The sequence below is a fragment of the Halomonas sp. R57-5 genome, from assembly GCF_900070345.1.
GTDB classification, from domain to species: Bacteria; Pseudomonadota; Gammaproteobacteria; order Pseudomonadales; family Halomonadaceae; genus Vreelandella; species Vreelandella ventosae_B.
The window spans coordinates 3,750,078-3,772,404 of sequence record NZ_LN813019.1; the positions used below are offsets into that span (position 1 = coordinate 3,750,078).

A 22,327-nucleotide genomic window follows, 5' to 3' on the forward strand; every position below is an offset into this window, starting at 1 on the left:
TGCATAGACATGTTGTCAGACAGGGCCTAACGACGGTTGCCGCTCGACCMCCTAACCAGCGTAGCTGATTTTTTACGGTTTTGCTGTCCCCGCATGCTCAATAGCTTCCATCCCCCTCTATTCAGCCGTAAGCTAGTTAGCTACCTAATTGATTAGACGTTAAGGACTCACCATGTCGTCGGCTGATACGCTGCGCTTGATACTGCTCTCTTCGCTATGGGGGTTGTCATTTATCTTTATGCGCGTGGCCGCCCCCGAGTTTGGCGCAGTGCCGCTAGTGTTTGTGCGCATGGGGATTGGTGCCCTGCTCTTGGTGCCGCTGCTGATCAGCCTGCACTATCTGCGACTCATCTGGCAGCATAAGGGGCCGCTGTTATTGTTAGGGGTGGTCAATCATGTATTGCCTTTTTCACTACTGGCGCTCGCCACCACACAACTTGAGGCGGGCTTCACTTCACTGATTAACGCCACCACGCCGATTTTCACTGCGCTGCTTGGCGCGCTGTTCTTCGCTACCGCGATACAGCGCCAGCAGTACGTGGGGCTCGCCTTGGCGCTACTGGGTGTTTACATACTGTCTGCCAATCGGCTCGACTTTGCCCTGGGCGGGGACGGCTGGTTTATTTTAGCCGCCCTGGGGGCGACGTTTTGCTACGGCATTGCGAGTAACTACTCCAAAACGCGCCTGAGCCACCTACCGGCGCGTGTGCTAGCCGCAGGCAGTAGTGCCATGTCGGCACTTGTGCTGCTGATTCCCGGCATATTGCTGTGGCCAAACGACCCGATCAGCCCTTTGGCGTGGGGTAACGCCCTGGCTCTGGCTGGGCTCAGTACCACGCTGGCCTTCCTGCTCTACTTTGGCTTGCTCGCCAGCGCGGGCGCCACGGCTACCTCAACGGTGACCTTTCTGGTACCGGTTAGTGCGCTGATATGGGGCTATTTATTGCTTGGCGAAACCCTGAACCTACAGATTATCGCCGGGATGGTGATTACCCTGATCGGCACGGCCATCGCCACCAAATTACTGCGTATCAGGCGTCGCGAATCGTCACCACCAGTCTATCCCCCACACGAATAACGCTGTCTGCACCTTCAAGCAGCGTGGCGTTTTGGCCAAAGTACGCACCTTTTTGGGTGGGTTGAGTATTGAGCTCAATCAACGTTTTCAGCGGCTCTGCAGGGGCAGGCACTGCCGCCGTATGCTGATCAATGGTGGTGACTTTGCAGCGTTTACAGGGCTTACGCAGCGCCAACTGAAAGGCTCCGCTTTGCTCGGCCAGCGTTGCCCAACGATCCTCCGCCCACGCCTCATCGCTCTTTATCACGATATTGGGCCGAAAGCGGTTCATGGGTACCGGCGCCTGTCCCTTCGCTACCAAAGCTTGATTAAGAGCATCTAATGAGCCCGTGGTGGCAATCAAAAAGGGGTAGCCGTCGGAGAAGTAGGTATGCGCCGCGCCGCCATCCAGAAAATCCTCTTCAACGGCACGGGTAAACTCGGTGGCAAAACGCACCATGCTAAGCCCTTGGGCCTGTTCGCCCAAGGCGGCAACCAGCCAGCGCGAGACTTCTTCGCTCTCCGGCAGCGCTTTGCAGTGGTCATTCCACACGCTAACCAAGCGCAGATTTCCCTCAGGCTGGGTCAGTGGCACGTTCAACGGCTCGACATTGGGATGTGACAACACTAAGTGTTCGTCGGTCAGCGCGACCTCGACGGTGGCCAGCGCCGGGAGTTGGCGCTGAGTAACGAAACGCTGCTGCGCATCCACCAGCATCCAGCGCCGATCCCAGGCTAGTCCGTGCTCATGCACAGCACTGTGGGCAAGGCTGATGCCCTTGAGCGATTTAACGGGGTAGATGTTGAGTTGAGTAATCTGCACGGTGGCCTCGCGACATATGTAAAACACTACTTTAGCCACTCCCAACATTCGCGGCTACTCGAAAACGCGCCGCTTTGCTAACACCGCTGTACTAGAGCGTCATGCCTGCTTCGATGCGATAGCCCAAGTCTACTACTTGTTGGGTCAACGGCTCACCGCGAAGCCGAGCAAGCAGCTCCCCCGCTGCAGCTTCACCAATAGCCTGACGCGGGGTGACCACGCTGGCGAGCCGAGGGGTCATCACGTGCCCTACATCGTGGCCGTGGAAGCCGGCCAGTGCCATTCTCCCAGGCACATCAATGCCGCGCCGCAGGCACTCGAAGTAGGCGCCTACCGCGACGTCATCGTTAGTACAGAATAGTCCATCCGCAGTAGGGTAATCGGCAATCACCTGTTGCAGCAGCGCCGCCCCTACGCTGTACGAGGAGCGCTGAGTGCTTTGCAGAGTAACGGGCGTTAATGAATGCTCTTGCATGGCTTGGCGATAGCCCAGTTCGCGCTGGCGGGTACGCTCATCCAAGCGCACCGCTAGATAAATCACCTGGCGGCGACCGCGTCTGATCATCTCACTCACCATGTCGTACGCGGCTTGGACATTGTCGTAGCCTACGGCCTGCTGCAGTGGCGGGCGGTGGGTGTCCATGATTTCCACAATCGGGATACCGGCGGTTTCCAGCATCCTCAGGCTGCGCGGGGTATGGTCGCGATCCGAAAGAATGATTCCGTCGACGTTATAGGAGAGCAACGAGGCGAGGCTGCGCTCTTCAAGCTCGGGGCTATAGCCATAGTGAGAAAGCATCAGGTGATAGCCTGCCGGTTCCGTTAGCGTTTCGATACCGAGGATCACATCGGCGAATACCTGGTTGGTGAGCGACGGCACCAGAACTCCGATGGAGTGGCTGGTCGACCTGGAGAGTAAATCCGGCGCGCGGTTGGGAATATAGCCAATCTGTTCGGCAATCGAGAAGATGTGTTCACGCAGGCCTTCCGAGACGGTTTCAGGATCACGCAGGCAGCGGCTTACCGTCATTTTGGTAGCCCCTACGTGGTCGGCTATATCCTGTAGGGTGGGGCGTTTTTTCTTCAAAAAGTGACTGCCTTATGCAAGGTGTAAGCATTGTGGCCTACCTGAAAGAGGCGACCCCAATGCCCATTATCTCCTTTAATTTACTGTCCTTTAACTTACCTCCCTTGCGCTTATTTTCCTCTAAACGGACGAGCGGCTGGGCGGCGGCAGCGTAGCAGCAAATTGCGTCACGATCTCTTGGGGTGATAAGGCGATTGAGGCATTGAAGGCCTCCTCTTCACTAGGCGGCTCCAGGTCGGCCAGTTGACTGGCCAACATGGTATCGCCTTTAAAGAAGTGGCCTGCTCGGGTTTCAAGCCTTTCAAGCAGTAGCTCCCGGCTGCCCGCTAAATAGAGTATCTGCAGGGCGGGGTCGCCTTGTCTCAGCCGATCGCGGTAGCGTTTTTTCAACCCCGAGCAGGCAATCACCAGCGACTCTCCCCTTGCCCGATACTCGGCGAACAGCGCTGCCAAGGTATCCAGCCACTCGCTCCGGTCATCGTCGTTAAGCGGCGTACCACTGGCCATTTTGGCCACGTTGGCCGGTGAGTGATAATCGTCACCGTCAATAAAGGTCGAGCCCAGGGKGTCTGCCAGCTGCTGCCCAACATGTGACTTCCCACAACCAGACACGCCCATCACTAAAATACGCTGCGAGAGGTTCTTCACAGAGGCTCTCCTATTATTTAATTGCCGCGTACGGCAGTAAGATCAGGCAGCCAAGTGACGATACCGGGGAAAGCAATCAGGATCACTAGCACGACCAAAAGCGCCGCGTAGTAGGGCAGCATGGCTTTGACCAGCGACTCCATGGAGACTTTACCTACACCGCAACCCACATAGAGGCAAGTACCCACCGGTGGCGTTAATAGCCCGATGCCCAATACAAAGGCCATCAGAACACCGAAGTAAGCGGCATCGACGCCCACTGAGGTCACAATGGGTGCAAGCATAGGCGCCATGATCACCATCGCCGGGGTTAAGTCCATTACGAATCCCACCAAAAGTAGCAAAGTTGCCACAATCAGTAGCAGCATAAATGGGTCCTGGGTGATCGCCTGCACTTGGCTGACCAGGGTCTGCGGCACCATATTGATGGTAAGAAACCAAGCAATAACCGTCGCGAACGCCAGCAGCATCATCACCATACCGGTCAAACGAGCAGTGCGAATCAGCATACCGACCAGCTCTTTAAGCTTGAATTCGCGATAGACCACCAGCGAAATAGCCAGCGCATAGAGCAGGGCCGCAACGGCCGCCTCGGTCGCGGTAAACACGCCAAAAATGATACCGCCAATCACAATAACCGGAAGCACTAGTGCCAGCCAGGCAGCTTTAAAGGCTTTCCAGAGACGATCCCAGCGAAACTGCTGCACGCCACCACCATCCTTTTTAGCAAGAATATAGGTGGTCACCATGAGTGCAAAGCCAATCAACAGGCCGGGGATGATACCGGCGATAAACAGGCGGCTAATGGAGGTTTCGGTGACAATGCCGTAGAGAATCAGTGGAATTGAGGGTGGAATAATGATCCCGATCACCGACGAGACGGTATTAATCGCGGTGGCATTGGCCGCCGTGTAGCCCTGCTCTTTCATAGAGGGAATCATCATCGCACCAGTGGCAGCCGTATCGGCCACTGCAGAGCCACTGATACCGCCAAAGAACATCGAGCCGGTAATCGCTACCTGTCCCAACCCGCCGCGCATAAAGCCGACCAAGGCAGCCGCCAGTTCCATCAAGCGACGCGCGATACCGCCATTACTCATCACCTCGCCAACTAAAATAAAGAACGGGATCGCCAGCAGCGGAAAGCTGTTCACCCCGCGAATAGACTGTTCGATCATGATCGACAGTGGAATATCAGAGAGTACTGCCATCACCAACGCTGCAACGCCTAAACCAAAGGCAATCGGCAGCCCAATAACGATGGAGGCCAATAAAATGGCCAGAAAAATCCATAACATGATTAGCGCTCCCGCTCAGGGTGGCGAATAACGTTCAGGCTGACCCACATCCGCCACATCGAAACCACCGCAATAAAGATAACGCACAGCACCAGCGAAAGGCTGATCAAACTCAGCGGCACGTTCATAATCGCTGAACGCCCACTAGAGCGTGCCAGCACTTGGTAGCCGCCCCAAATCATTACCACCATCAGGCCGGTAATAATCAGGTGCTGCAGCAGATAGAGCATATGCGCCAAACGCAGCGGCAGGCGCCGCACCAGTGCGTCAACGGCAATATGCTCGTAGCGGGAAAAAGCGGCAGCGGCGCCGATAAACACCAGCCATATAAACAGCATGCGCGCTAGCTCATCCGCCCAGGGCAGCGAGTAATTAAACAGCGCACGCCCCACCACATTGCAGGAAACGGACACAATCAACGCCACTAAAATAGCGCCGATCAGATACTCCATCCCTAAGGTCAGCCAGCGGAACAGGGCTGGCCCTTGCCGGGTGTCGGTATCGATTTCCAGTGATTTGCGGTTGGGATCATCCAGATACACCGAGGGGTCTTCAATCGGCGTAGACGTATTGGGGGGTGTAGAGGAGAGTGACATAGGAACTCCAGGGCACTGACGCGTCGGGCAGGCGCAACGGCCTGCCCGAGTCGTGCGCTAAACGTAAGGTTTAGTTGCTGCTCTCTTCAACAATCTTTTGAATGTCGGCGATCAGGTCTTCACCAATGCGCGGCGCCCACTCTTCGTATACCGGCTGAACGGCGTCTTGGAACGCGGCTAACTGCTCGTCGTCCAGGCGGGTAATTTCCATACCACGCTCTGCTAGCTGGTCGCGAGACCAATCATCGTATTCAGCAGAGAGCTGAATTTCGTACTCTGCGGACTGGCGCGCGGCTTCCTGCACAAGTGCTTGATACTCAGGCGCCATACGATCCCAGGTACGCTCGGAAAGCATCATGATAAAGGGAGTATAGACATGACGCGTCTCGGTGCCGTAATCCTGCACTTCGTTAAAATTAGAGGTCAGGATGGTGCTCCAAGGATTTTCCTGGCCATCAACAACGCCCTGCTCCATCGCGGAGAACAGTTCACCAAACGCCATTGGCGTGGGGTTAGCGCCTAACGCTTCCCAAATCGCCAAGTGCACCGGGTTTTCCATAGTGCGAACGCTTAAACCGCGCACATCAAGACCGGCAACGTCGTCAGGGCTAGACACCGGGCGAGCGCTGTTAGAGAGCTGACGATAGCCATTTTCAGAGAAGGCCAGCGCCTTCAGACCGGTACCTTCAAAGGCGTCTAGCATGCCCTGAGCCACATCGCTCTGCATAACCGCCACGGCGGCTTCACGGCTAGGCAGCAGGAAAGGCAGGTCGAAGGCCGCCAGCGCTTCGACATAGCCCGTAGTCGCTGAGCTAGATGGATAGGTCATGTCCAGCGTGCCGGTTTGCAGCATTTCCAGCATTTGCACGTCGTCACCTAACTGGCTGTTAGGGAAAACGTTAACCGTGATACGGCCGTCGGTGCGCTGCTCCAGAATCTCACCAAAGTATTGACTGGAGAGGAACTGAGGTGAGCTTTCCGCAAGACCAATGCCCATGCGCAAAGTATGCGAACCGTGATCGCCGACTACATCGCCTTCTATCTCAGGCGGATCAGAGAGCTCAGGGCTTTGAGCATGAGCCATACCCAATGTCAGCGTGGTCGCGCCGACGAAGGTCAGTGTGTTGCGCCAAATAGCGGTCATAGCGTTATCTCCAAATACTCATTGTTGTTTATAGCAAAACTTAAAGACCGGTAAATTGTTACCGGTAACATTCAGTAAGCGAAGGCTAGCCACCTGCCCTGTGCGTGTCAAAACAAAACTGCCAACTTACGACCAACGTCTAGGGATAGCCACTAACTGCTTCCCGCGCTACATTAGGCGATGTATTTCGGATCGGAAACCATACTTGTGCAACCATCTTGTAGCGAATTAGAGCTCGATCACCAGCTTTGCTTTGCGCTCTATTCAACCTCGTTGATGATGACCAAAGTTTATAAGCCCCTACTCAAAGAGCTGGGGCTTACTTACCCGCAATACCTGGCCATGCTGGTATTGTGGCAAAACGATGGCATCACAGTAGGCACTATGAGTAAGCGCCTACTAACCGATCCTGGCTCACTGACGCCGCTGCTAAAGCGTCTTGAAGCCGATCAGTTGTTGAATCGCAAACGCAGCCATGAAGACGAACGCGTGGTTGAGCTTTATCTCACCGACAAAGGCAAAGCATTGCGCGAACAGGCATACCATATTCCTAGCTGTGTAGTGCATGCCAGTGAGCAGTCGATTGAGGCACTGACCACGCTGAAAGAGGATTTGGTGCTACTACGCGATAGCCTCCAAAAAAACCAGTAACCCTTCGTTTCTTGGCGAAGGGCTTCGATTTTTATTTGTCATTTATATTGCGCGCAAAATAAAGCTGCGCTAAATTAAAAGCGCAAGTTCATAATTATTAAAGCTAACAGGAGATTCAGAATGACGACGACCACTATCGAGAACGTTGTTTACCGTGCCCATGCTACCGCTACGGGTGGCCGTGAAGGTCACGCCAAATCATCCGACGGCGCGCTGGATGTCAAACTCAGTACGCCTAAAGAACTGGGCGGTGCAGGCGGTGATGGCACTAACCCCGAGCAACTCTTTGCCGCTGGCTACTCGGCCTGTTTTTTAGGCGCCCTAAAACACGTGGCGAGCCAGGAAAAAGTAACGCTTCCCCAGGACACGAAGATTGATGGCCATGTGGGTATCGGTGCCATTCCGACCGGCTTTGGTATCGAAGTTGAGCTAAAAATCAGCCTGCCCGGTCTTGAGCAAGACGTTGCCCAGCAGTTGGTCGATAAAGCCCATGTTGTCTGCCCTTACTCCAACGCCACCCGTGGCAATATTAACGTCACCCTGACACTGGTCTAAGCGTTATTAGTTGGATTAATCACTGAGTGCCCACACCACCGCTTTCTGAGCATGCAGAGCGGTGGTGTCGTAAAGCGGCACTGAGGTATCGCGCTGGCTCACCAGCATGGCGATTTCGGTACAGCCTAAAATTACCGCCTGGGCTCCTTGGGCATGCAGTGAATCGATGATGGCCAAATAGCGCTGTCGTGAGTCATCTTCAATGCGGCCCTGGCAGAGCTCTTGGTAAATGATCTGATGAACGACATCGCGCTCGGTCTGATCCGGCACGACGACCTCAATGCCGAACTGTTCTTCTAAGCGGCCGGTATAAAAGTTCTGCTCCATGGTAAAGCGCGTACCTAATAAACCGACGCGCGTAATGCCGTCCGCGGTGAGTTGTTCAGCAGTGGCATCGGCAATATGCAGCAACGGAATCGTAATCGCCTGTTCAATAGCGGGTGATACCTTGTGCATGGTGTTGGTGGCAATCAGCAGACAGTCGGCGCCCGCTCGCTCGATGCTTTGGGCAGCGCTGGCCAGCAGATTTCCAGCAGCGTACCAATCACCCTGCTGCTGCAGTGCTTCAATTTCGGCAAAATCGACGCTAACCATCACGATCTTAGCCGAATGAAAGCCACCTAGCGCTGCTTTTACGCCCTCATTTAAGGCTCGGTAGTAGCCTTGGGKAGATTCCCAGCTCATGCCGCCTAGCACACCAATAACACGCATCCGCCACCTCATTTGGGAAAATGAACTACTTTATTATCAGGCTAAGCACTAGCTAACCCTTGTAGCCGCTTTGTCACCGATAGAATATTTATAGCGAGGAAACTAATGAGCGACAACACCTATACTCCCCCGAGCGTTTGGAAATGGGAACCTGGCAACGGCGGTAAATTTGCCAACATCAATCGCCCCATTGCCGGCCCGACCCATGAAAAAGCACTGCCGGTGGGTAAACATCCTCTGCAGCTTTACTCCCTTGCCACGCCTAACGGCGTCAAGGTCACCGTGATGCTGGAAGAACTGCTGGAAAGAGGTGTAACAGGCGCCGAGTACGACGCTTACCTGATCCAAATTGGCGAAGGCGATCAGTTCAGCAGCGGCTTTGTCGAGGTGAACCCCAACTCCAAAATCCCCGCACTCATGGATCMCTCTACTCATCCACCTCAACGGGTATTTGAGTCCGGCGCTATCCTGCTTTACTTGGCTGAAAAGTTTGGCGAATTTTTACCCAGCGACCCGGCGAAACGTACCGAGTGCCTCTCCTGGCTGTTCTGGCAAATGGGCAGCGCCCCGATGCTAGGCGGTGGCTTTGGCCATTTTTACGCCTACGCGCCGGAGAAATATCAGTACCCGATTGACCGCTACACCATGGAAGTAAAGCGCCAGCTTGATGTACTTGATCGCCATTTGGCGGAAAACCGCTTTATGGCGGGCGATGAGTACACCATTGCCGACATGGCGATTCACCCTTGGTACGGCGCGCTGGTGAAAAATCGCGTCTATGAAGCGGCTGAATTCTTGGAAGCCCACACTTACAAGAACGTTCTACGCTGGACTGAAGAGATTGATGAGCGCCCAGCCGTTAAACGCGGTCGGATGGTCAACCGCTCCTTTGGCGAGCCACACGAGCAGTTGCACGAACGCCATGATGCCAGCGACTTCGAGCTCAAAACGCAGGACAAACTGACTGATAGCGAGTAAGTAGCCACCAAAAAAAAGGGCCTACGCTTGATCTCTCAACGTAGGCCCTCATGGATGCTAAACACGGGGTTGCTCTCTTTAACGCTATTCAACCCGCGAGTTATTCAAAGCGCGAGTTATTCAAAGCGCGAATTATTCAAAGCATAGTTCCAAACCCGATAGAAGTAGAAAATATACCCTAAGCCAAAGGTGACCAGTGAAATCAGCATCCATAGGATGATGTGGCCGACATTGCTGAATAGATTGATATCGCAGACCATTTTTCGCTCGACGCCAGTGCTGGCATCCACTACCGACGTGCGATTAATGACGAACCGCGCAAACGAATAAGGGAAGAAAAATAGCGCTATGCCAAGCGTGATAATACTCAACACCACCCAGACAAGTAGATGGCCAATGATATCTAGAATGGAGAGGTCTGCTTTGATCTTCACAGGTTGCCCTTAGTATGCGTGGAAAGCGGCAGAGAGTAACACCGCAAGCCCCAACCGTGAATTATAAATTAATATAAATTAGGGGAGCTGCCCCCACCACTCGGCATAGGAACTGTTATGGGGCGCCAAACCGCCTTCATCGGGGGCGTCATCATCCCACCATACCGGGCCACGCTCTCCAAGGGCTTCTTTAGCGATTTGCACCGCGTTGCGGGCTTGGCGCAGCGCGTCTTCATCATCTTGCTGCTGGGCTGATCTAACCGCTCGACGGGCTTTCATCAATGCTTTGATATGGATGCGCTTTTCATCTTCACCTAAGCCCGGGTCGGTGCAGCGCCAAAGCCGGTTTTTGGCGACAAAATAGCGCCCATCAGGGGTGTGGGGGTACTTGTTAGCCATAAGAAATACTCCTTTCCCGTTGGGCGCTTCTACTCACCTCACCTAACCGTTTAGAAGCGCTTAGATAGGGTGATAGAACCGAATTTATCCTGCTCTTCCTGGCCATCGAATTCCCGAGAGCGTTGAACAGCCGCGTAAGTCACCTGCCAATCTTCCCAGGCCAACGCCAGCCCTGCTGATACGTCGCCTACCCACTCTTTGCGATCAACCGAGTGGCTATTTCTGAACGTATTGCCATCAAGCGTCAGGTTTTGCGCCATATAGTAACCATCGACGCTGGCAAACAGGTACCACTGCCAGCCCTCTTTAGCGGTCAAATGGTAGCGACTGCCGGGGTTTGGCGTCAGCGTAGGTATGCCGGGCGCCTCATCGCCCCAGCGAACGCTATACCCAGCACTTGCGTAGGTGTAGAGGTTGCCCAAAGCGGCGCTGACACTAGGGCCATGGGCAAACTGCTTGCCGATTAATGGGGAGCTGTGCCACCACTGGCGCCGCATGGCTACGTTGACGATCGCTTCATCGCCAAGCTGATTCTTCCAGCCATTGGGGCGATCACTATCGGTCACCCTGTGTACCTCACGCTGAATACTATCGGCAAGTGACGAGGGCCCAACCAAACCAATATCCAGATGCAGGTCAGTCGCTTGTCGCCAGCTCCCCATGGGCACATCTTCATAGAGCGATATACCTCCGTAAACAATCCCTGCGTAGGGGCGATCATCTTCGATCAACCCACGCTGCTCAATATTGTTGGGCGTATAAATTTGATGCACGAGCCGGAAAGCGGCCATATCAGCGTTGCCAATGAGGCTATCGGGCAAAGCAGTCGCCAGGCGCTGTGTCCAGCTTTGCGCTTCGGGTTCAAACGCCCAATTGAGCTCAAAACCGCTGGTAAAGTGGCCATCATCACTACTGGCCATGCCATCATTTTCGTGCTTAATCGAGAGGACGCTATCGTTGGCCTGCGCCAGCGTCGACAGCAAGCTTACGACAGCCACTAGCGGGAATAGCTGCCATCGTAAAGGGGTCATTGCTTTCATTACTCGTTCCTTGAGATTTTTCTAGGGAGCGTTTTTGGAGGCTGCTTTTTGATGAATATCAACAAACATTGTTGATTGTATGTAATTGTGCAAAAAGATAGCAAGCATACTTTTGCAAATTTCTACGCAAAAAGGCTAAAACACTAAAAATTAAGGATGGCTCATAGGCCACCCTTATGCTGTTGATTGCTTAGATTTATAGCGTAGTCGACTAGACGAAAGTTGGTAGGCTAATGATCAAGAATAATCACTATCTGTCACGCAGCAGCCACTGCGGGGTAATTTCATGCTGACCGTTTTCATCGGTAATAAACAGCGAGCCTTCGCTGATCATTACCGCCCAATTGATAGCCCTTGGCAAATCTTTAGCGATGGTTGCGAGCGCCTCTTGGGGCAGCCCCGCCACGTGCACATTTTTCAGCGATGCCACATTGGCGAGTACTTTGCTCTCCCATAGGTCTACCCGACCGTAGGCTAGCAGCGTCACGCGCTCGGCCCGGCGCGAGCACCAGGTGATACGCTCAGCATCCGGCAAGCCTACTTCAATCCAGTGCAGCAAACGCCCATCTAAGCTTTTCTCCCATAGCGCTGGCTCGTCCACATCGGAAAGCCCGCGCCCGAAGGCCAGCGTTTCGCTGTACCACAACACATAAGCCAGTAAGCGGGCGGTCATGCGCTCTTCGGTCTCTGAGGGATGACGAGCCACGGTAAAGCGCAGCGTTTCATATACCCCGCGATCCAGGTCGGTCAGATTAATATCAACTTTGTAGGGCGTTGCGCTAAGAGCCATGGACGTTTCCAAACGAAATTTGCGTCAGTGTACCCGATGCTGGGTACCCCTGGTGAATTGCCAAGTGGGTTAAAGTTTACGGTGATCAGCTGTTGCTTGGCCATTTTTCAGCGTATCAGTCTCATGCATGGGCTCGCGCCAGGGCTCCTCAAGCGCGGCTTGATACCAGGCTTGCATGGCAGGCAGTGCTAATAAGKGCTCAACATACGCCTGGGAAGCGTCACTGAGCGGTAAGTTGAACGTCTGCACGCGAAACGCCACGGGCGCATAAAACGCATCGACCGCAGTGAAGCCTTTGCCTGCTAAAAACGGCCCACCAAAGCGTTCAAGCCCCTGCTGCCATAGCGTATCCAGGCGAGCCACGTCGGCTTTGAGCTTGGCCGACAAGCTATTTAACGCCACTCGCATGCCACAGTTCATTGAGCATTCGTCACGCAGAGCACTAAACCCGCTGTGCATTTCGGCAGTAGCTGAGCGCGCCCAAGCGCGGGCGCCCTTATCGCTCGGCCAGACGTTAGGGTATTGCTCAGCCAGATACTCGACAATCGCCAAGGAGTCCCATACCGCCAGCTCGTCATCCACTAAACAAGGCACTAAGCCCGAGGGTGAAAAGCGGATAAAGGTGTCGTGGCTCGCACCGGTGCCCCCTTCAAAGGGCATTAGATGCTCGTTAAACGGAATTTCCAGKGCCTTCATCAGCACCCAAGGGCGCAGCGACCAGGACGAGTAATTCTTGTTGGCAATATACAAATCAAACATGCAGCGCTCCTTATATGAGGGTAAACAATTCGCCGGTTTGGGCAGGCATCCTTAACGCGCCACTTGCGCCAGCGTGTTACCGCCCAGCCCCATTAATACGCCACCGCCAATGCGCTGAATCAGCCGGGAAGAGCCGTGGGATTTTTGTAGCCATTTACGTAAGGGGCTCGCCAGTAGCACCACCACGACATCCGCAGATGAAAACAGCACATTGGTGGCAATCCCTAGCCAGAGCAGTTGCCAGGCCACCGGCATCGCGCTTTCGGGCTGCACAAACTGGGGCAGAAAAGCGACAAAGAAGAGCGCTGTTTTAGGGTTGAGCACTTCCACTAGAAAGCTATCGCGCAGCACGCGTTTAGTGGTGGCCAACGGAACTTCATCGCCTTGGGCACGGATACCCTGCTGCCATAGGCGCAGCCCCATCCACAGCAAGTAAAGCCCACCGATAATTTTCATGGCGATATAGGCAGGCGGAATCGCCGCAAACAGCAGCGCCAGGCCAAGAGCGGCGGCAATAACGTGGACATAGMAGCCTATATGCACYCCCAGAACCGCTAACCACCCTGCTCGTCGGCCACGCCCTAGGGTTTGCGCTGCGGTGTATAGCATCGCAGGCCCTGGAAGATAGGCAAAACCAAGCGCGGCGAAGATAAATGCGGCCCATTGCATCGTGGCAACTCCGAAGAGATTAGTAGTAAGAAGCCTTTGAGAATAAAACGGGGGKGGCGCAAGCGCCACCCCCTAAATAAGCAAAACTGGAACGAATAAAGCTGTAATTAATAAAAGCCTAGAAGTTAGCTTTACGCTTCTCGATAAAGGCCGACATGCCCTCTTTCTGCTCGTTACCGGCAAAGCAGAAGGCGAACAGGCTGGTTTCCAGCGCTAGCGCGCTGTCCAGGTCTTGATCTAACCCGTCGTGAACAGCTTGCTTGGCGCCACGCACCGATTGCGGGCCGTTACCCTTGAGCTGCTTGGTTAACTCTTCAACGTAGTTTTCTAGCTCCGCTTGCGGCATTACCCGGTTCACCAAACCGATACGTAGCGCCTCTTGGGCGTCGATTTTGCGCCCGGTGGTGACCAGATCAATCGCCATGGCAGGCCCGACGCGGCGTGGCAGGCGTTGTGTACCCCCAAAGCCAGGAATGACGCCCAGCAGCACTTCCGGCTGGCCGAAGACGGCGTTCTCGCTGGCTACCGCCCAGTCGCAGGCCAGCGCCAGTTCGCAGCCGCCGCCAAGGCAAAACCCGTTCACCAGCGCGACCACCGGCACGGGCAGTGTCTCTAGGCGTTTAATGGTACGCAGCGCCTGGCTGGCAAAGGCCCGCGCCTCTTCTGGCGTTTTATCACGCATTTCGGTGATATCAGCACCGGCTACGAAGGACTTCTCGCCCGCGCCGGTAATCACTACACCGCGTAGGCTGGGGTGAGACTCAAGTTCTACTAAGTGCGCTTCCAGCGCGGCAAGCACTTCACTGTTAAGGGCATTTAGCGCTTTAGGACGATTGATGGTCAGCTGTACCATCCCATCGTTATCAACCTTCTCGATGACTGCTTCGCTCATAGCGGACTCCTTATTTGATTTGTTATTGAACATTAAGTGAACACCACCCAACCCTAGCGAACGCTTGGTTGAGTGGCAATAACTTCTTTACGCCACGCTCTTTACGTCAGCGCAAGCTAATCGTAGTGATAAAAACCACGCCCGCTTTTACGCCCTAGGTAGCCCGCTGCAACCATGCGTTTGAGCAAGGGGCAAGGGCGATATTTGGGGTCGCCAAAGCCCTCTTGAAGCACCTCCATAATCGCCAGGCAGACATCCAGGCCGATCAAGTCCGCCAGCGCTAACGGCCCCATGGGGTGAGCCGCGCCGAGCTTCATGGCGTTATCAACCGCTTCAGGGGTCGCGGTGCCTTCCTGCACGATAAACGCGGCTTCGTTGATCATGGGCACCAACAGGCGATTGACCGCAAAACCCGGGGCATCGCCAACCGGCACGGCGGTTTTGCCCAGCGCCGTAGCGAGCGTTTCAATTTCAGCCACGGTCGCGTCCGAGGTCTGCTCCGCACGAATGACTTCCACAAGCTTGAGCACCGGCACCGGATTAAAGAAGTGCATACCCACTACGCGCTCGCGGTGCTCGCACACTGCCGCTAGACGGGTGAGTGATAGCGAAGAAGTGTTGGAGGCCAGAATGGCGGTACTGCTCAACTGGCTGAGGTCACGAAACAGCTTCTCTTTGAGTTCGGGTTGTTCTGGAGCTGCTTCGATAATCACCGCGCAGTCGCTTAGCGCGTCCAGCTCGGTGGTGGTGGAGAGTCGTGCCAGCGCGGCGTCTTTATCCGCCTCGCTAAGCTTGTCTTTAGTGACGAGCTTGCCCAAGCCTTTATCGATATTCGCTTTAGCACGGCCAAGCTGCTCCTCGGCCACATCGTAAAGGCGCACGTGAAAGCCACTAACAATCGCCACTTGGGCAATCCCCTGCCCCATGGTGCCTGCGCCTACAACGCCAATAAGTTGGTCGCTCATACACTCTCTCCTCTATCGATTATCAACATTAGGCGATTATCCATGCTGCTTGGCTTCTTCGCGCAAAACGAATTTTTGGATCTTGCCCGTTGAGGTTTTCGGCAGCTCGCTGAAGATGACCGTTTTGGGGACTTTGTAGCCCGCCAGGKGTTCGCGACAGTGGGCGATAATATCCGCCTCGGTGACTTCGCCATAACCGACTTTAAGCTTCACAAAGGCACAGGGCGTCTCCCCCCACTTCTCATCAGGTTTGGCCACTACCGCCGCCTCTTCAACCGCAGGATGGCCGTAAATCGCGTCTTCTACTTCAATGGTGGAGATATTTTCACCGCCGGAAATAATAATGTCCTTAGAGCGGTCTTTAATCTCGATATAACCATCCGTGTGCCACACCGCCAAATCGCCGGTGTGATACCAGCCACCGGCCAGTGCCTGTTCGGTGGCCTCAGAATTCTTTAAGTATCCTTTCATGACATTGTTGCCGCGCATCAGTATCTCGCCCATGGTTTTGCCATCTTTGGGGACGGGCTCCATGGTCAGCGGATCGGCAACGCAGAGCGCTTCGAGCATATGGTAGCGCACGCCCTGGCGGGCCTTAATTTTGGCCCGCGCTTCAATGGGTAGTTCATCCCACGCCTCACGCCAGGCGCACACCGTTACCGGGCCGTATACTTCGGTCAGGCCGTATACGTGGGTGACCTCAATGCCTAGCTTTTCGACCCCTGAAATCACTGAGGCTGGCGGCGCAGCACCGGCGGTGGTCACTTTCACCGGGTGATTAAACTCGCATTTKTCTTCAGCCGGTAGATTCACCAGGCCATTAAGAATAATCGGCGCCCCGCTGAAGTGGGTGACCTTTTCATCGGCGATCAACTGCATGATCTTTTTGGGATCAACGCGGCGAAGGCAGACATTCACCCCGGCGTTGGCGGCAATCGTCCAGGGAAAGCACCAGCCGTTGCAGTGGAACATCGGCAGCGTCCACAGGTAGATCGGGTGGTGGGGCATTGCCCACTCCATGATATTGCTCACCGCATTGAGATAAGCGCCGCGGTGGTGATAAACCACGCCCTTGGGCTTGCCGGTGGTGCCAGAAGTGTAGTTGAGCGAGATCGCATCCCACTCATCGGCAGGCAGTTGATAGGCAAAGTCAGCATCGCCCTCGTTAAGCAACGCCTCGTACTCAATTTCCCCGATGCCCTTAGCCTCGCCAAGAAACTCACTGTCAGCCACATCAATGATCAGCGGCTTTTGCTCTAGCTTGGCAACCGCTTGTTGGATGACCTCGGCAAATTCGGGGTCGACCAGAATAGCTTTCGCCTCGCCGTGCTCGAGCATATAGCTGATCGCCTCGGCATCCAGGCGAATATTCAGCGTGTTTAATACACAGCCAGCCAGCGGCACACCGAAGTGCGCTTCAAACATGGCGGGAATATTGGGCAGCATCGCCGCGACGGTTTGGCCCGGCTGAATGCCCCGCTTTTCGAGTGCAGAGGCAAGCTGGCGGCAGCGCGACCAGGTTTCGCCCCAGGTGCGTCGCGTGCTGCCATGTACCACCGCCGGGTAATCGGGATAGATCGACGCCGAGCGCTCGATAAAGGTCAGCGGGGAAAGGGGTACATGGTTGGCTACGGTTTTGGGTAAGCCTTGCTCGAAAATAGCGGTCATGGTCGGCTCCTGGCATTGTGGAAATCGTTGTTATTAAAAGCGATCGTTTTAAATAGTCGTTTTGATCGTTTGGAAACAACACCGCCGCCTCAAGGGGCGGCGGCGCGAAGCTAAACATTAGCGTTAATGAACCTMAAAATCGCTTAAACACTGTATACCCGCCTCAATCACGGCGCGCTGAGCACGGCCTACCGGCAGCCATTGAGTGATCGCAAATTCTGCGCTGCGCATCTTGGCCGTATAGAAGGGATCATCGCTGCCGTTGTTAAGGGCTGCTTGGGCACTAAGCGCCGCCTGACCCATTTGCCATGCACACAGCACGTGACCTGCCAAAGTGAGAAACGGTGTGGCGTAGGCCTGCACCGCATCCGCACCGTTGTCAGGATCGCTGCCTTGTTCCAGCACCATCGCTTGGGCGGCTTTTAAATCTTTCAAACCTGCGTCCAAGCCGCGGCCCAACGCTTTAAGTGCCGGGTCGGCGTTTAACTGCTCCACGGTGGCGGCAACCTCATGCAATAGTGCAGTGAGCGCTTCGCCGTTGTCGCGCTGGAGTTTACGGCCTGCCAAATCGAGCGCCTGGATACCATTCGTGCCTTCATAGATGGGGGCAATGCGCGCATCGCGCAGCAGTTGGGCGGCGCCGGTCTCTTCCACGTAGCCCATCCCACCGTGTACCTGAATCCCCATGGAGGCGATGTCTACCGCTTGATCGGTAGAAAAGCTTTTGATCACCGGAATAAGAATATCGGCGCAGGCTTGGGCAGCCTGGCGAGCATCGTTACTTTCAGCGTGGCGGGCGGTATCCAGCTCGGCGGCGCAGTACAACGCCAGGGCACGCAGCGCATCGGTGCGTGAGCGCATGGAGAGCAGCATACGGCGCACGTCTAAATGATCGCTGATGGTGCATTCAGCGCCGCCCCGCGTTTTTGGAGAGCGCCCCTGACGACGCTCCAGCGCGTAGGCAAAGGCGTGCTGGCAGGCGCGTTCGGCCACGCCAATGCCCTGAATACCGACTTTGTGACGCGCTTCGTTCATCATGGTGAACATATGGTTCAGGCCACGCCCCTCTTCACCGACTAAATAGCCAATGGCGCCACCATTTTCGCCAAAGCTTAGGGTGCAGGTAGGCGAGCCATGAATGCCCAACTTGTGCTCAATTGAGGCGCAGGTGACGTCGTTTCGCTCACCCAGAGAGCCGTCGTCGTTAACTAGAAACTTGGGCACCAGAAACAGCGAGATGCCTTTGTTGCCTTCCGGTGCGTCAGGCTTGCGGGCCAGTACCAGATGGATAATGTTTTCGGCGGCGTCGTGCTCGCCCCAGGTGATATAGATCTTCTGACCACTGATGCGGTAGTGGTCGTTTTCAGGTACGGCGCGGGTGCGCACTTGGGAGAGGTCCGAGCCCGCTTGGGATTCGGTAAGGTTCATGGTGCCCGTCCAGGTACCTTCCACCAGCTTGGGCAAGTAAGTCGCTTTTAATTCATCGCTGCCGTGGTGGGCCAGCGCCTCAATGGCTCCGGCGGTCAGCATAGGGCAGAGCCCTAGCGCCATATTGGCGCCGTGAAGCATCTCTTGAACGGCGCTGGCGACGACTTCAGGCAGGTTCTGACCGCCCAACGCCTCGGAGACGCCAATCCCGTTCCAGCCGCCGTCGACATACGCCTGATAAGCCGCCGCGAAGCCTTCCGGGGTCGTTACACTGCCATCGCTAAGGCGCTTAGCTCCCTGGTGATCACCACTCTTATTGAGCGGGCCCCAGACGTCGCCGGCTAGCTTTGCGGCCTCTTCAAGCACCGCCTCGACCAAATCCGGCGTGGCTTCTTCAAAGCCCGGCAGGCTGAGCGAACGGTGCGCTAATAGCTCTTCGAGTACAAAGCGCAAATCGCGTACCGGTGCGACGTAAACATTCATGGCGAACCTCGGGCTGAAAGTTAAACAATTGTTTGAAAGTATGCCCTAGATAGTAGTAATACTCTCTCACGTGCACCATTAGCCCAAGGTATCACCCGCTACCAATAACGTCTCCACTCGGTTTTATTTTCGCTCATTTGCTTGCTCCACATCATCATAGTAGGTGATATGGCTTTCATCTTCTGCGGGCGGCCCCACCACCGGTTCGGCGGCGTCGACGTCCCATACGGCATCGGACAGGTCCTCCAAGTGCTCATGCTCCAACGCGCCCTGCATCAACTCTTCGGTCACCACCAGCTCAGCACCTGCAGCGGTCATCGGCGTCGTAGGCGTAAACGGCGCCACGGGCACCGGCGCTGGGCGCACGCTGCGGCGCCAGGAGAAGAACATTAAGAAGAATAGGCTGAGTGAACCGAAAGCCCAGAACAGGCCCGCATCGCCCATCACGGTCATCACCGGGGAGATCATCAGCGGGCTGATCGTGGCGCCAATGGAGTTGATCAGCAGTAGCCCCTGACTCATGCGCACGAGTGCCCCTGCGGGGGCACGGTCGGCGGCGTGACTCACTGCCACCGGGTAGAGCGCGAATACTCCACCGCCGAGCAAGAACAGCAGCAGCGCCAGCAGTGGCGTCGAGAGCGGCAGCCAAAGCATCGCCGCGGAGATAAGCACACAGAAACCGCTAATACCGATCAGCACCATTTGCCGATCATGGCGATCCGACCAGCGGCCAATCGGGTACTGCAGCAGCATGGCCCCCATAATCACCACGGCCATCATCTGCCCAACCTGGCTGACACTCATGCCATTTCGCTGTAGGTAGAGTGGCAGTAGCGTATACGCCGCGGCAACCACCATCCCAGAGCCTAAGCTGCCCATTACACCGGTGGGCGTCAGGGTAATCAGGCGATGCGGAGGAAGCGGTTCGGCATGTTCCATAATTGGCGATACGCGAGGAATCATCGCCATGGGCAGCACAGAGAGCGAGGCCAGCAGGCCGATCACCATAAAGGGCGCGGTGACGCCCATAGCGTTGGTTACCCCCAGCAGCAGCTGACCCAACACACCAGCGGCATAGAGCGAAATCATATACAGCGCCAGCAGGCGGCCACGGACTTTTTGATCACCGGAGGTGAGTAGCCAGCTCTCAATAACGAGATAAACCCCTACCGTGGCCCAACCGCCAATTAGGCGCAGTACAAACCAGGCCCAGGGGTCGAAGAACAATCCCTGCAGCAGCACCGTGACGGCCACTAGTGAGGCAAAACTGCCGTAAGCGCGAATATGGCCAATGCGCAGCAACAAGCGGTCATTCACCATTGCGCCTAAGGCCAAGCCGATAAAGTAAGCCGACGAGACAATGCCGATGACCGTGGCCGACTCACCAGCGGCATCCAGACGCACGGTAATTAAGGTGGCGAGAAAACCGTTGCCAATCCCGAGAATAAAGAGCCCTAAAAGGGGCGCCAGCGCCATGGCTAGCAGTTGCCGCGACATGAAAACCTCGTCTTGCCTAAAAGTGGTGAAACAAAGGGCTGAAAACAGGCGTAAAAACGCTACTAAGCGTGTCCACAGAAACCGTCATCTCACCTGGCACATCGAGTCAGGCCGGGATAGCGGCGCGCAATTATTGCCCCCAAGCGGGCAAAGTCAATGCTTTTCTAACGTTACAATTATTCACGATAGCGTTTTGTGTAGAATAACCGTGTCAGGCCCAGGAAATTCCACTACTAAACTATTCTTTTGTGCCCACCAACGAAAGGTCTCCTCACTAAAAAAGCTGATATGGGTGGGGTCGCTAATATAGTGCCAGCGGGCAAACGCCTCCGGCGAAGTGACGCGCTTGGTCATTAAGCCCAGATAGCCACCTGGCGAGAGCTGAGCCGCCAACTGCGTAAGCACCTTGCCGGGCTGCGCCAAGTGCTCAACAACTTCTGTGGCGGTGATAAAATCAAACGTCTGGGTGAGAACCGAGGCATCAGGGGCATAAAAAGGGTCGTAGATGGCCATCGGGAGGCCCCGCTCGGCGAACATCACCGACAGCGCTGGCCCCGGTCCAGAGCCAAAATCGAGGCCGCGGGCGTTAGGTGCAAGCTTCGCTAACAGCGGGGTAAATAAACGCCCTAAGAAGCGTCGGTATCCCGTATCATGCGGCGAGTTTTGATGTTTATCGTATTCGGCCTTTTCTGCAGCGGCGCTCAAATGATGCTCGGGGGGGACAAATACCAGCTCGCACGTGGCACACTGGTAGTAGTCACGACGCCTATCCTGGTGGTAGAGCGCAGTAGTGGATTCCGCGCATAGCGGGCAGCGACGCATCATCGTATTCTCTGGTTTATCGTTAGGTATTAAGGAAGGTGGCATGCTATCAGGTCTGGATCATCTTGTTGTTACCGTGACCGACATGGGTCGCGCAGTCGATTTTTATTCACGTGTTCTTGGCTTAGACGTCCGCTATCGCGATGCTCAACGGGTCGATTTAATGCTCGGAGATACGGCGTTACGCCTGCATCAAACCGATACCGACATTGCCCCCATTTCAGCAACGCCTACGCCTGGCAGTCTGGATCTATGCCTGCGTTGCCAATTGCCGCTGGATGAGTTCAAGCAGCATTTGGATGCCCTGGCGATTGAGGTTGAGTTGGGCCCAGTCGCCCGCCAAGGCGCCAATGGGCCGATCGAGTCGATCTACCTACGCGACCCGGATGGCAATTTGCTAGAGATTTGCCGCCCCGCCTCACGCTAATGCTAAGTCTAATGAATCAAGGTATTATATGTCGCGCTTAAACAGCGCGAACTGATGTGCCATAGGCATCTTCACCCACTTAAGTATTTATACAGATTGAACGAAAGGAAACATTATGCTTGATAACGAAACTGATTCCCCACTCGAAGGCAACGTCGTCAGCGAAGAGCAAAAATCTCAGCCCGACACCACCATGGCGATGGTTATCTATGCGCTCTACCTGGCCAGTTTTCTCCTTGGCGTTACGTCGATTATTGGTGTGGTTATTGCTTACGTCTATAAAGGCAAAGGCCCTACGTGGTTGGACGAACACTACCGCTATCAGATTCGTACGTTTTGGATAGGTTTTGTATACGGCACTATTTGCACGGTGTTGCTCTTTGCAGTGATTGGTTTCCCACTTTTTGTGGCACTAGCTATATGGTTTATTATCCGCTGCGTTAAAGGCTTTAAAGGGCTACAAGAGCAACGCGCGCCCTCCAGCGTAGACACTTGGTTGATTTAAC

At 55.1% G+C, this 22,327-nt stretch carries 25 protein-coding genes; 6 read left to right on the top strand and 19 right to left on the bottom strand.

Annotation, left to right across the window (positions count from 1 at the left end; genetic code table 11):
- Nucleotides 1–172: 172 nt before the first annotated feature.
- Nucleotides 173–1,078, top strand: a complete 906-nt coding sequence (locus HALO_RS17190; protein WP_035577481.1) for a DMT family transporter — start codon at nucleotides 173–175, stop codon at nucleotides 1,076–1,078.
- Here the strand turns inward: HALO_RS17190 and HALO_RS17195 are convergent.
- The 6 genes from HALO_RS17195 to HALO_RS17220 all read right to left on the bottom strand — a co-directional run bounded on the left by HALO_RS17195 (nucleotide 1,032) and on the right by HALO_RS17220 (nucleotide 6,653).
- Nucleotides 1,032–1,880, bottom strand: a complete 849-nt coding sequence (locus HALO_RS17195) for an MOSC domain-containing protein (RefSeq protein WP_035583156.1) — start codon at nucleotides 1,878–1,880, stop codon at nucleotides 1,032–1,034. The genes HALO_RS17190 and HALO_RS17195 overlap by 47 nt on opposite strands.
- 91 nt (nucleotides 1,881–1,971) lie before the next feature.
- Nucleotides 1,972–2,967 carry a gluconate operon transcriptional repressor GntR gene (gntR, locus tag HALO_RS17200; RefSeq protein ID WP_035577479.1) on the bottom strand — a complete coding sequence of 332 codons (996 nt, stop codon included), beginning with the start codon at nucleotides 2,965–2,967 and terminating at the stop codon, nucleotides 1,972–1,974.
- Between the two features lie 120 nt (nucleotides 2,968–3,087).
- Nucleotides 3,088–3,615: a gluconokinase gene (locus tag HALO_RS17205; protein ID WP_231896738.1), complete on the bottom strand. Its 528-nt coding sequence runs from the start codon at nucleotides 3,613–3,615 to the stop codon at nucleotides 3,088–3,090.
- Between the two features lie 17 nt (nucleotides 3,616–3,632).
- Nucleotides 3,633–4,913: a TRAP transporter large permease gene (locus HALO_RS17210; RefSeq protein WP_035577475.1), complete on the bottom strand. Its 1,281-nt coding sequence runs from the start codon at nucleotides 4,911–4,913 to the stop codon at nucleotides 3,633–3,635.
- Between the two features lie 2 nt (nucleotides 4,914–4,915).
- Nucleotides 4,916–5,509, bottom strand: a complete 594-nt coding sequence (locus HALO_RS17215; RefSeq protein ID WP_035577472.1) for a TRAP transporter small permease — start codon at nucleotides 5,507–5,509, stop codon at nucleotides 4,916–4,918.
- A 70-nt stretch (nucleotides 5,510–5,579) separates the two neighbouring features.
- Entirely contained in the window at nucleotides 5,580–6,653 is a 1,074-nt protein-coding gene (locus HALO_RS17220) for a TRAP transporter substrate-binding protein (RefSeq protein WP_035577470.1), read from the bottom strand.
- Between the two features lie 180 nt (nucleotides 6,654–6,833).
- Here HALO_RS17220 and HALO_RS17225 point away from each other — a divergent pair, with 180 nt between their 5' ends.
- Nucleotides 6,834–7,304, top strand: a complete 471-nt coding sequence (locus tag HALO_RS17225) for a MarR family winged helix-turn-helix transcriptional regulator (protein WP_035577468.1) — start codon at nucleotides 6,834–6,836, stop codon at nucleotides 7,302–7,304.
- Nucleotides 7,305–7,424: 120 nt separating this feature from the next.
- Entirely contained in the window at nucleotides 7,425–7,859 is a 435-nt protein-coding gene (locus HALO_RS17230) for an organic hydroperoxide resistance protein (protein ID WP_035577466.1), read from the top strand.
- Between the two features lie 15 nt (nucleotides 7,860–7,874).
- Here HALO_RS17230 and HALO_RS17235 read toward each other — a convergent pair whose 3' ends face one another.
- Nucleotides 7,875–8,570 (bottom strand): aspartate/glutamate racemase family protein, encoded by a 696-nt coding sequence (locus tag HALO_RS17235; protein WP_050713743.1) that lies wholly within the window; start codon nucleotides 8,568–8,570, stop codon nucleotides 7,875–7,877.
- 105 nt (nucleotides 8,571–8,675) lie between these two features.
- On the opposite strand from HALO_RS17235, the gene yghU reads away from it, so the two are divergent.
- Nucleotides 8,676–9,548 carry a glutathione-dependent disulfide-bond oxidoreductase gene (yghU, locus tag HALO_RS17240; RefSeq protein WP_050713744.1) on the top strand — a complete coding sequence of 291 codons (873 nt, stop codon included), beginning with the start codon at nucleotides 8,676–8,678 and terminating at the stop codon, nucleotides 9,546–9,548.
- A gap of 116 nt (nucleotides 9,549–9,664) precedes the next feature.
- Here yghU and HALO_RS17245 read toward each other — a convergent pair whose 3' ends face one another.
- The 12 genes from HALO_RS17245 to HALO_RS17300 all read right to left on the bottom strand — a co-directional run bounded on the left by HALO_RS17245 (nucleotide 9,665) and on the right by HALO_RS17300 (nucleotide 21,397).
- Nucleotides 9,665–9,982, bottom strand: a complete 318-nt coding sequence (locus HALO_RS17245; protein ID WP_035577460.1) for a DUF6693 family protein — start codon at nucleotides 9,980–9,982, stop codon at nucleotides 9,665–9,667.
- Nucleotides 9,983–10,060: 78 nt separating this feature from the next.
- Nucleotides 10,061–10,381, bottom strand: coding sequence for a hypothetical protein (locus tag HALO_RS17250; protein WP_035577459.1), 321 nt, complete (start codon nucleotides 10,379–10,381; stop codon nucleotides 10,061–10,063).
- Nucleotides 10,382–10,431: 50 nt separating this feature from the next.
- Nucleotides 10,432–11,421, bottom strand: coding sequence for a lipid A deacylase LpxR family protein (locus tag HALO_RS17255; RefSeq protein ID WP_050713745.1), 990 nt, complete (start codon nucleotides 11,419–11,421; stop codon nucleotides 10,432–10,434).
- 250 nt (nucleotides 11,422–11,671) lie between these two features.
- Nucleotides 11,672–12,211 carry a YaeQ family protein gene (locus HALO_RS17260; RefSeq protein WP_035559495.1) on the bottom strand — a complete coding sequence of 180 codons (540 nt, stop codon included), beginning with the start codon at nucleotides 12,209–12,211 and terminating at the stop codon, nucleotides 11,672–11,674.
- A gap of 69 nt (nucleotides 12,212–12,280) precedes the next feature.
- Nucleotides 12,281–12,970, bottom strand: coding sequence for a glutathione S-transferase family protein (locus tag HALO_RS17265; protein WP_050713746.1), 690 nt, complete (start codon nucleotides 12,968–12,970; stop codon nucleotides 12,281–12,283).
- Between the two features lie 51 nt (nucleotides 12,971–13,021).
- Nucleotides 13,022–13,639: a LysE family translocator gene (locus HALO_RS17270; RefSeq protein ID WP_050713747.1), complete on the bottom strand. Its 618-nt coding sequence runs from the start codon at nucleotides 13,637–13,639 to the stop codon at nucleotides 13,022–13,024.
- 118 nt (nucleotides 13,640–13,757) lie between these two features.
- Nucleotides 13,758–14,531, bottom strand: a complete 774-nt coding sequence (locus HALO_RS17275) for an enoyl-CoA hydratase/isomerase family protein (protein WP_035577456.1) — start codon at nucleotides 14,529–14,531, stop codon at nucleotides 13,758–13,760.
- A gap of 116 nt (nucleotides 14,532–14,647) precedes the next feature.
- Nucleotides 14,648–15,496, bottom strand: coding sequence for a 3-hydroxybutyryl-CoA dehydrogenase (locus HALO_RS17280; protein ID WP_035577454.1), 849 nt, complete (start codon nucleotides 15,494–15,496; stop codon nucleotides 14,648–14,650).
- Between the two features lie 36 nt (nucleotides 15,497–15,532).
- Nucleotides 15,533–17,164, bottom strand: a complete 1,632-nt coding sequence (locus HALO_RS17285) for an acyl-CoA synthetase (RefSeq protein WP_050713748.1) — start codon at nucleotides 17,162–17,164, stop codon at nucleotides 15,533–15,535.
- Between the two features lie 123 nt (nucleotides 17,165–17,287).
- A complete protein-coding gene (locus HALO_RS17290) occupies nucleotides 17,288–19,075 on the bottom strand; it encodes an acyl-CoA dehydrogenase (RefSeq protein WP_050713749.1) in 1,788 nt (595 codons plus the stop codon).
- A 123-nt stretch (nucleotides 19,076–19,198) separates the two neighbouring features.
- Complete coding sequence (locus HALO_RS17295) at nucleotides 19,199–20,572, bottom strand: MFS transporter (RefSeq protein ID WP_035577448.1); 1,374 nt, start codon at nucleotides 20,570–20,572, stop codon at nucleotides 19,199–19,201.
- 180 nt (nucleotides 20,573–20,752) lie between these two features.
- Nucleotides 20,753–21,397 (bottom strand): class I SAM-dependent methyltransferase, encoded by a 645-nt coding sequence (locus HALO_RS17300; RefSeq protein ID WP_035577446.1) that lies wholly within the window; start codon nucleotides 21,395–21,397, stop codon nucleotides 20,753–20,755.
- A 40-nt stretch (nucleotides 21,398–21,437) separates the two neighbouring features.
- Here HALO_RS17300 and HALO_RS17305 point away from each other — a divergent pair, with 40 nt between their 5' ends.
- Complete coding sequence (locus HALO_RS17305; protein WP_035577443.1) at nucleotides 21,438–21,821, top strand: VOC family protein; 384 nt, start codon at nucleotides 21,438–21,440, stop codon at nucleotides 21,819–21,821.
- A 115-nt stretch (nucleotides 21,822–21,936) separates the two neighbouring features.
- Complete coding sequence (locus tag HALO_RS17310) at nucleotides 21,937–22,326, top strand: DUF4870 family protein (RefSeq protein WP_050713750.1); 390 nt, start codon at nucleotides 21,937–21,939, stop codon at nucleotides 22,324–22,326.
- Nucleotide 22,327 lies beyond the last annotated feature (1 nt).

Excerpts from the sequence above, each read along its gene's own strand:
- HALO_RS17280 (WP_035577454.1), bottom strand. The coding sequence starts at position 15,496 with ATGAGCGACCAACTTATTGGCGTTGTAGGCGCAGGCACCATGGGGCAG.
- HALO_RS17230 (WP_035577466.1), top strand. The coding sequence starts at position 7,425 with ATGACGACGACCACTATCGAGAACGTTGTTTACCGTGCCCATGCTACC.
- HALO_RS17220 (WP_035577470.1), bottom strand. The coding sequence starts at position 6,653 with ATGACCGCTATTTGGCGCAACACACTGACCTTCGTCGGCGCGACCACG.
- HALO_RS17260 (WP_035559495.1), bottom strand. The coding sequence starts at position 12,211 with ATGGCTCTTAGCGCAACGCCCTACAAAGTTGATATTAATCTGACCGAC.
- HALO_RS17300 (WP_035577446.1), bottom strand. The coding sequence starts at position 21,397 with ATGATGCGTCGCTGCCCGCTATGCGCGGAATCCACTACTGCGCTCTAC.
- HALO_RS17225 (WP_035577468.1), top strand. The coding sequence starts at position 6,834 with ATGTATTTCGGATCGGAAACCATACTTGTGCAACCATCTTGTAGCGAA.
- HALO_RS17190 (WP_035577481.1), top strand. The coding sequence starts at position 173 with ATGTCGTCGGCTGATACGCTGCGCTTGATACTGCTCTCTTCGCTATGG.
- HALO_RS17305 (WP_035577443.1), top strand. The coding sequence starts at position 21,438 with ATGCTATCAGGTCTGGATCATCTTGTTGTTACCGTGACCGACATGGGT.
- HALO_RS17255 (WP_050713745.1), bottom strand. The coding sequence starts at position 11,421 with ATGAAAGCAATGACCCCTTTACGATGGCAGCTATTCCCGCTAGTGGCT.
- HALO_RS17210 (WP_035577475.1), bottom strand. The coding sequence starts at position 4,913 with ATGTTATGGATTTTTCTGGCCATTTTATTGGCCTCCATCGTTATTGGG.
- HALO_RS17275 (WP_035577456.1), bottom strand. The coding sequence starts at position 14,531 with ATGAGCGAAGCAGTCATCGAGAAGGTTGATAACGATGGGATGGTACAG.
- HALO_RS17295 (WP_035577448.1), bottom strand. The coding sequence starts at position 20,572 with ATGTCGCGGCAACTGCTAGCCATGGCGCTGGCGCCCCTTTTAGGGCTC.
- HALO_RS17250 (WP_035577459.1), bottom strand. The coding sequence starts at position 10,381 with ATGGCTAACAAGTACCCCCACACCCCTGATGGGCGCTATTTTGTCGCC.
- HALO_RS17310 (WP_050713750.1), top strand. The coding sequence starts at position 21,937 with ATGCTTGATAACGAAACTGATTCCCCACTCGAAGGCAACGTCGTCAGC.
- HALO_RS17215 (WP_035577472.1), bottom strand. The coding sequence starts at position 5,509 with ATGTCACTCTCCTCTACACCCCCCAATACGTCTACGCCGATTGAAGAC.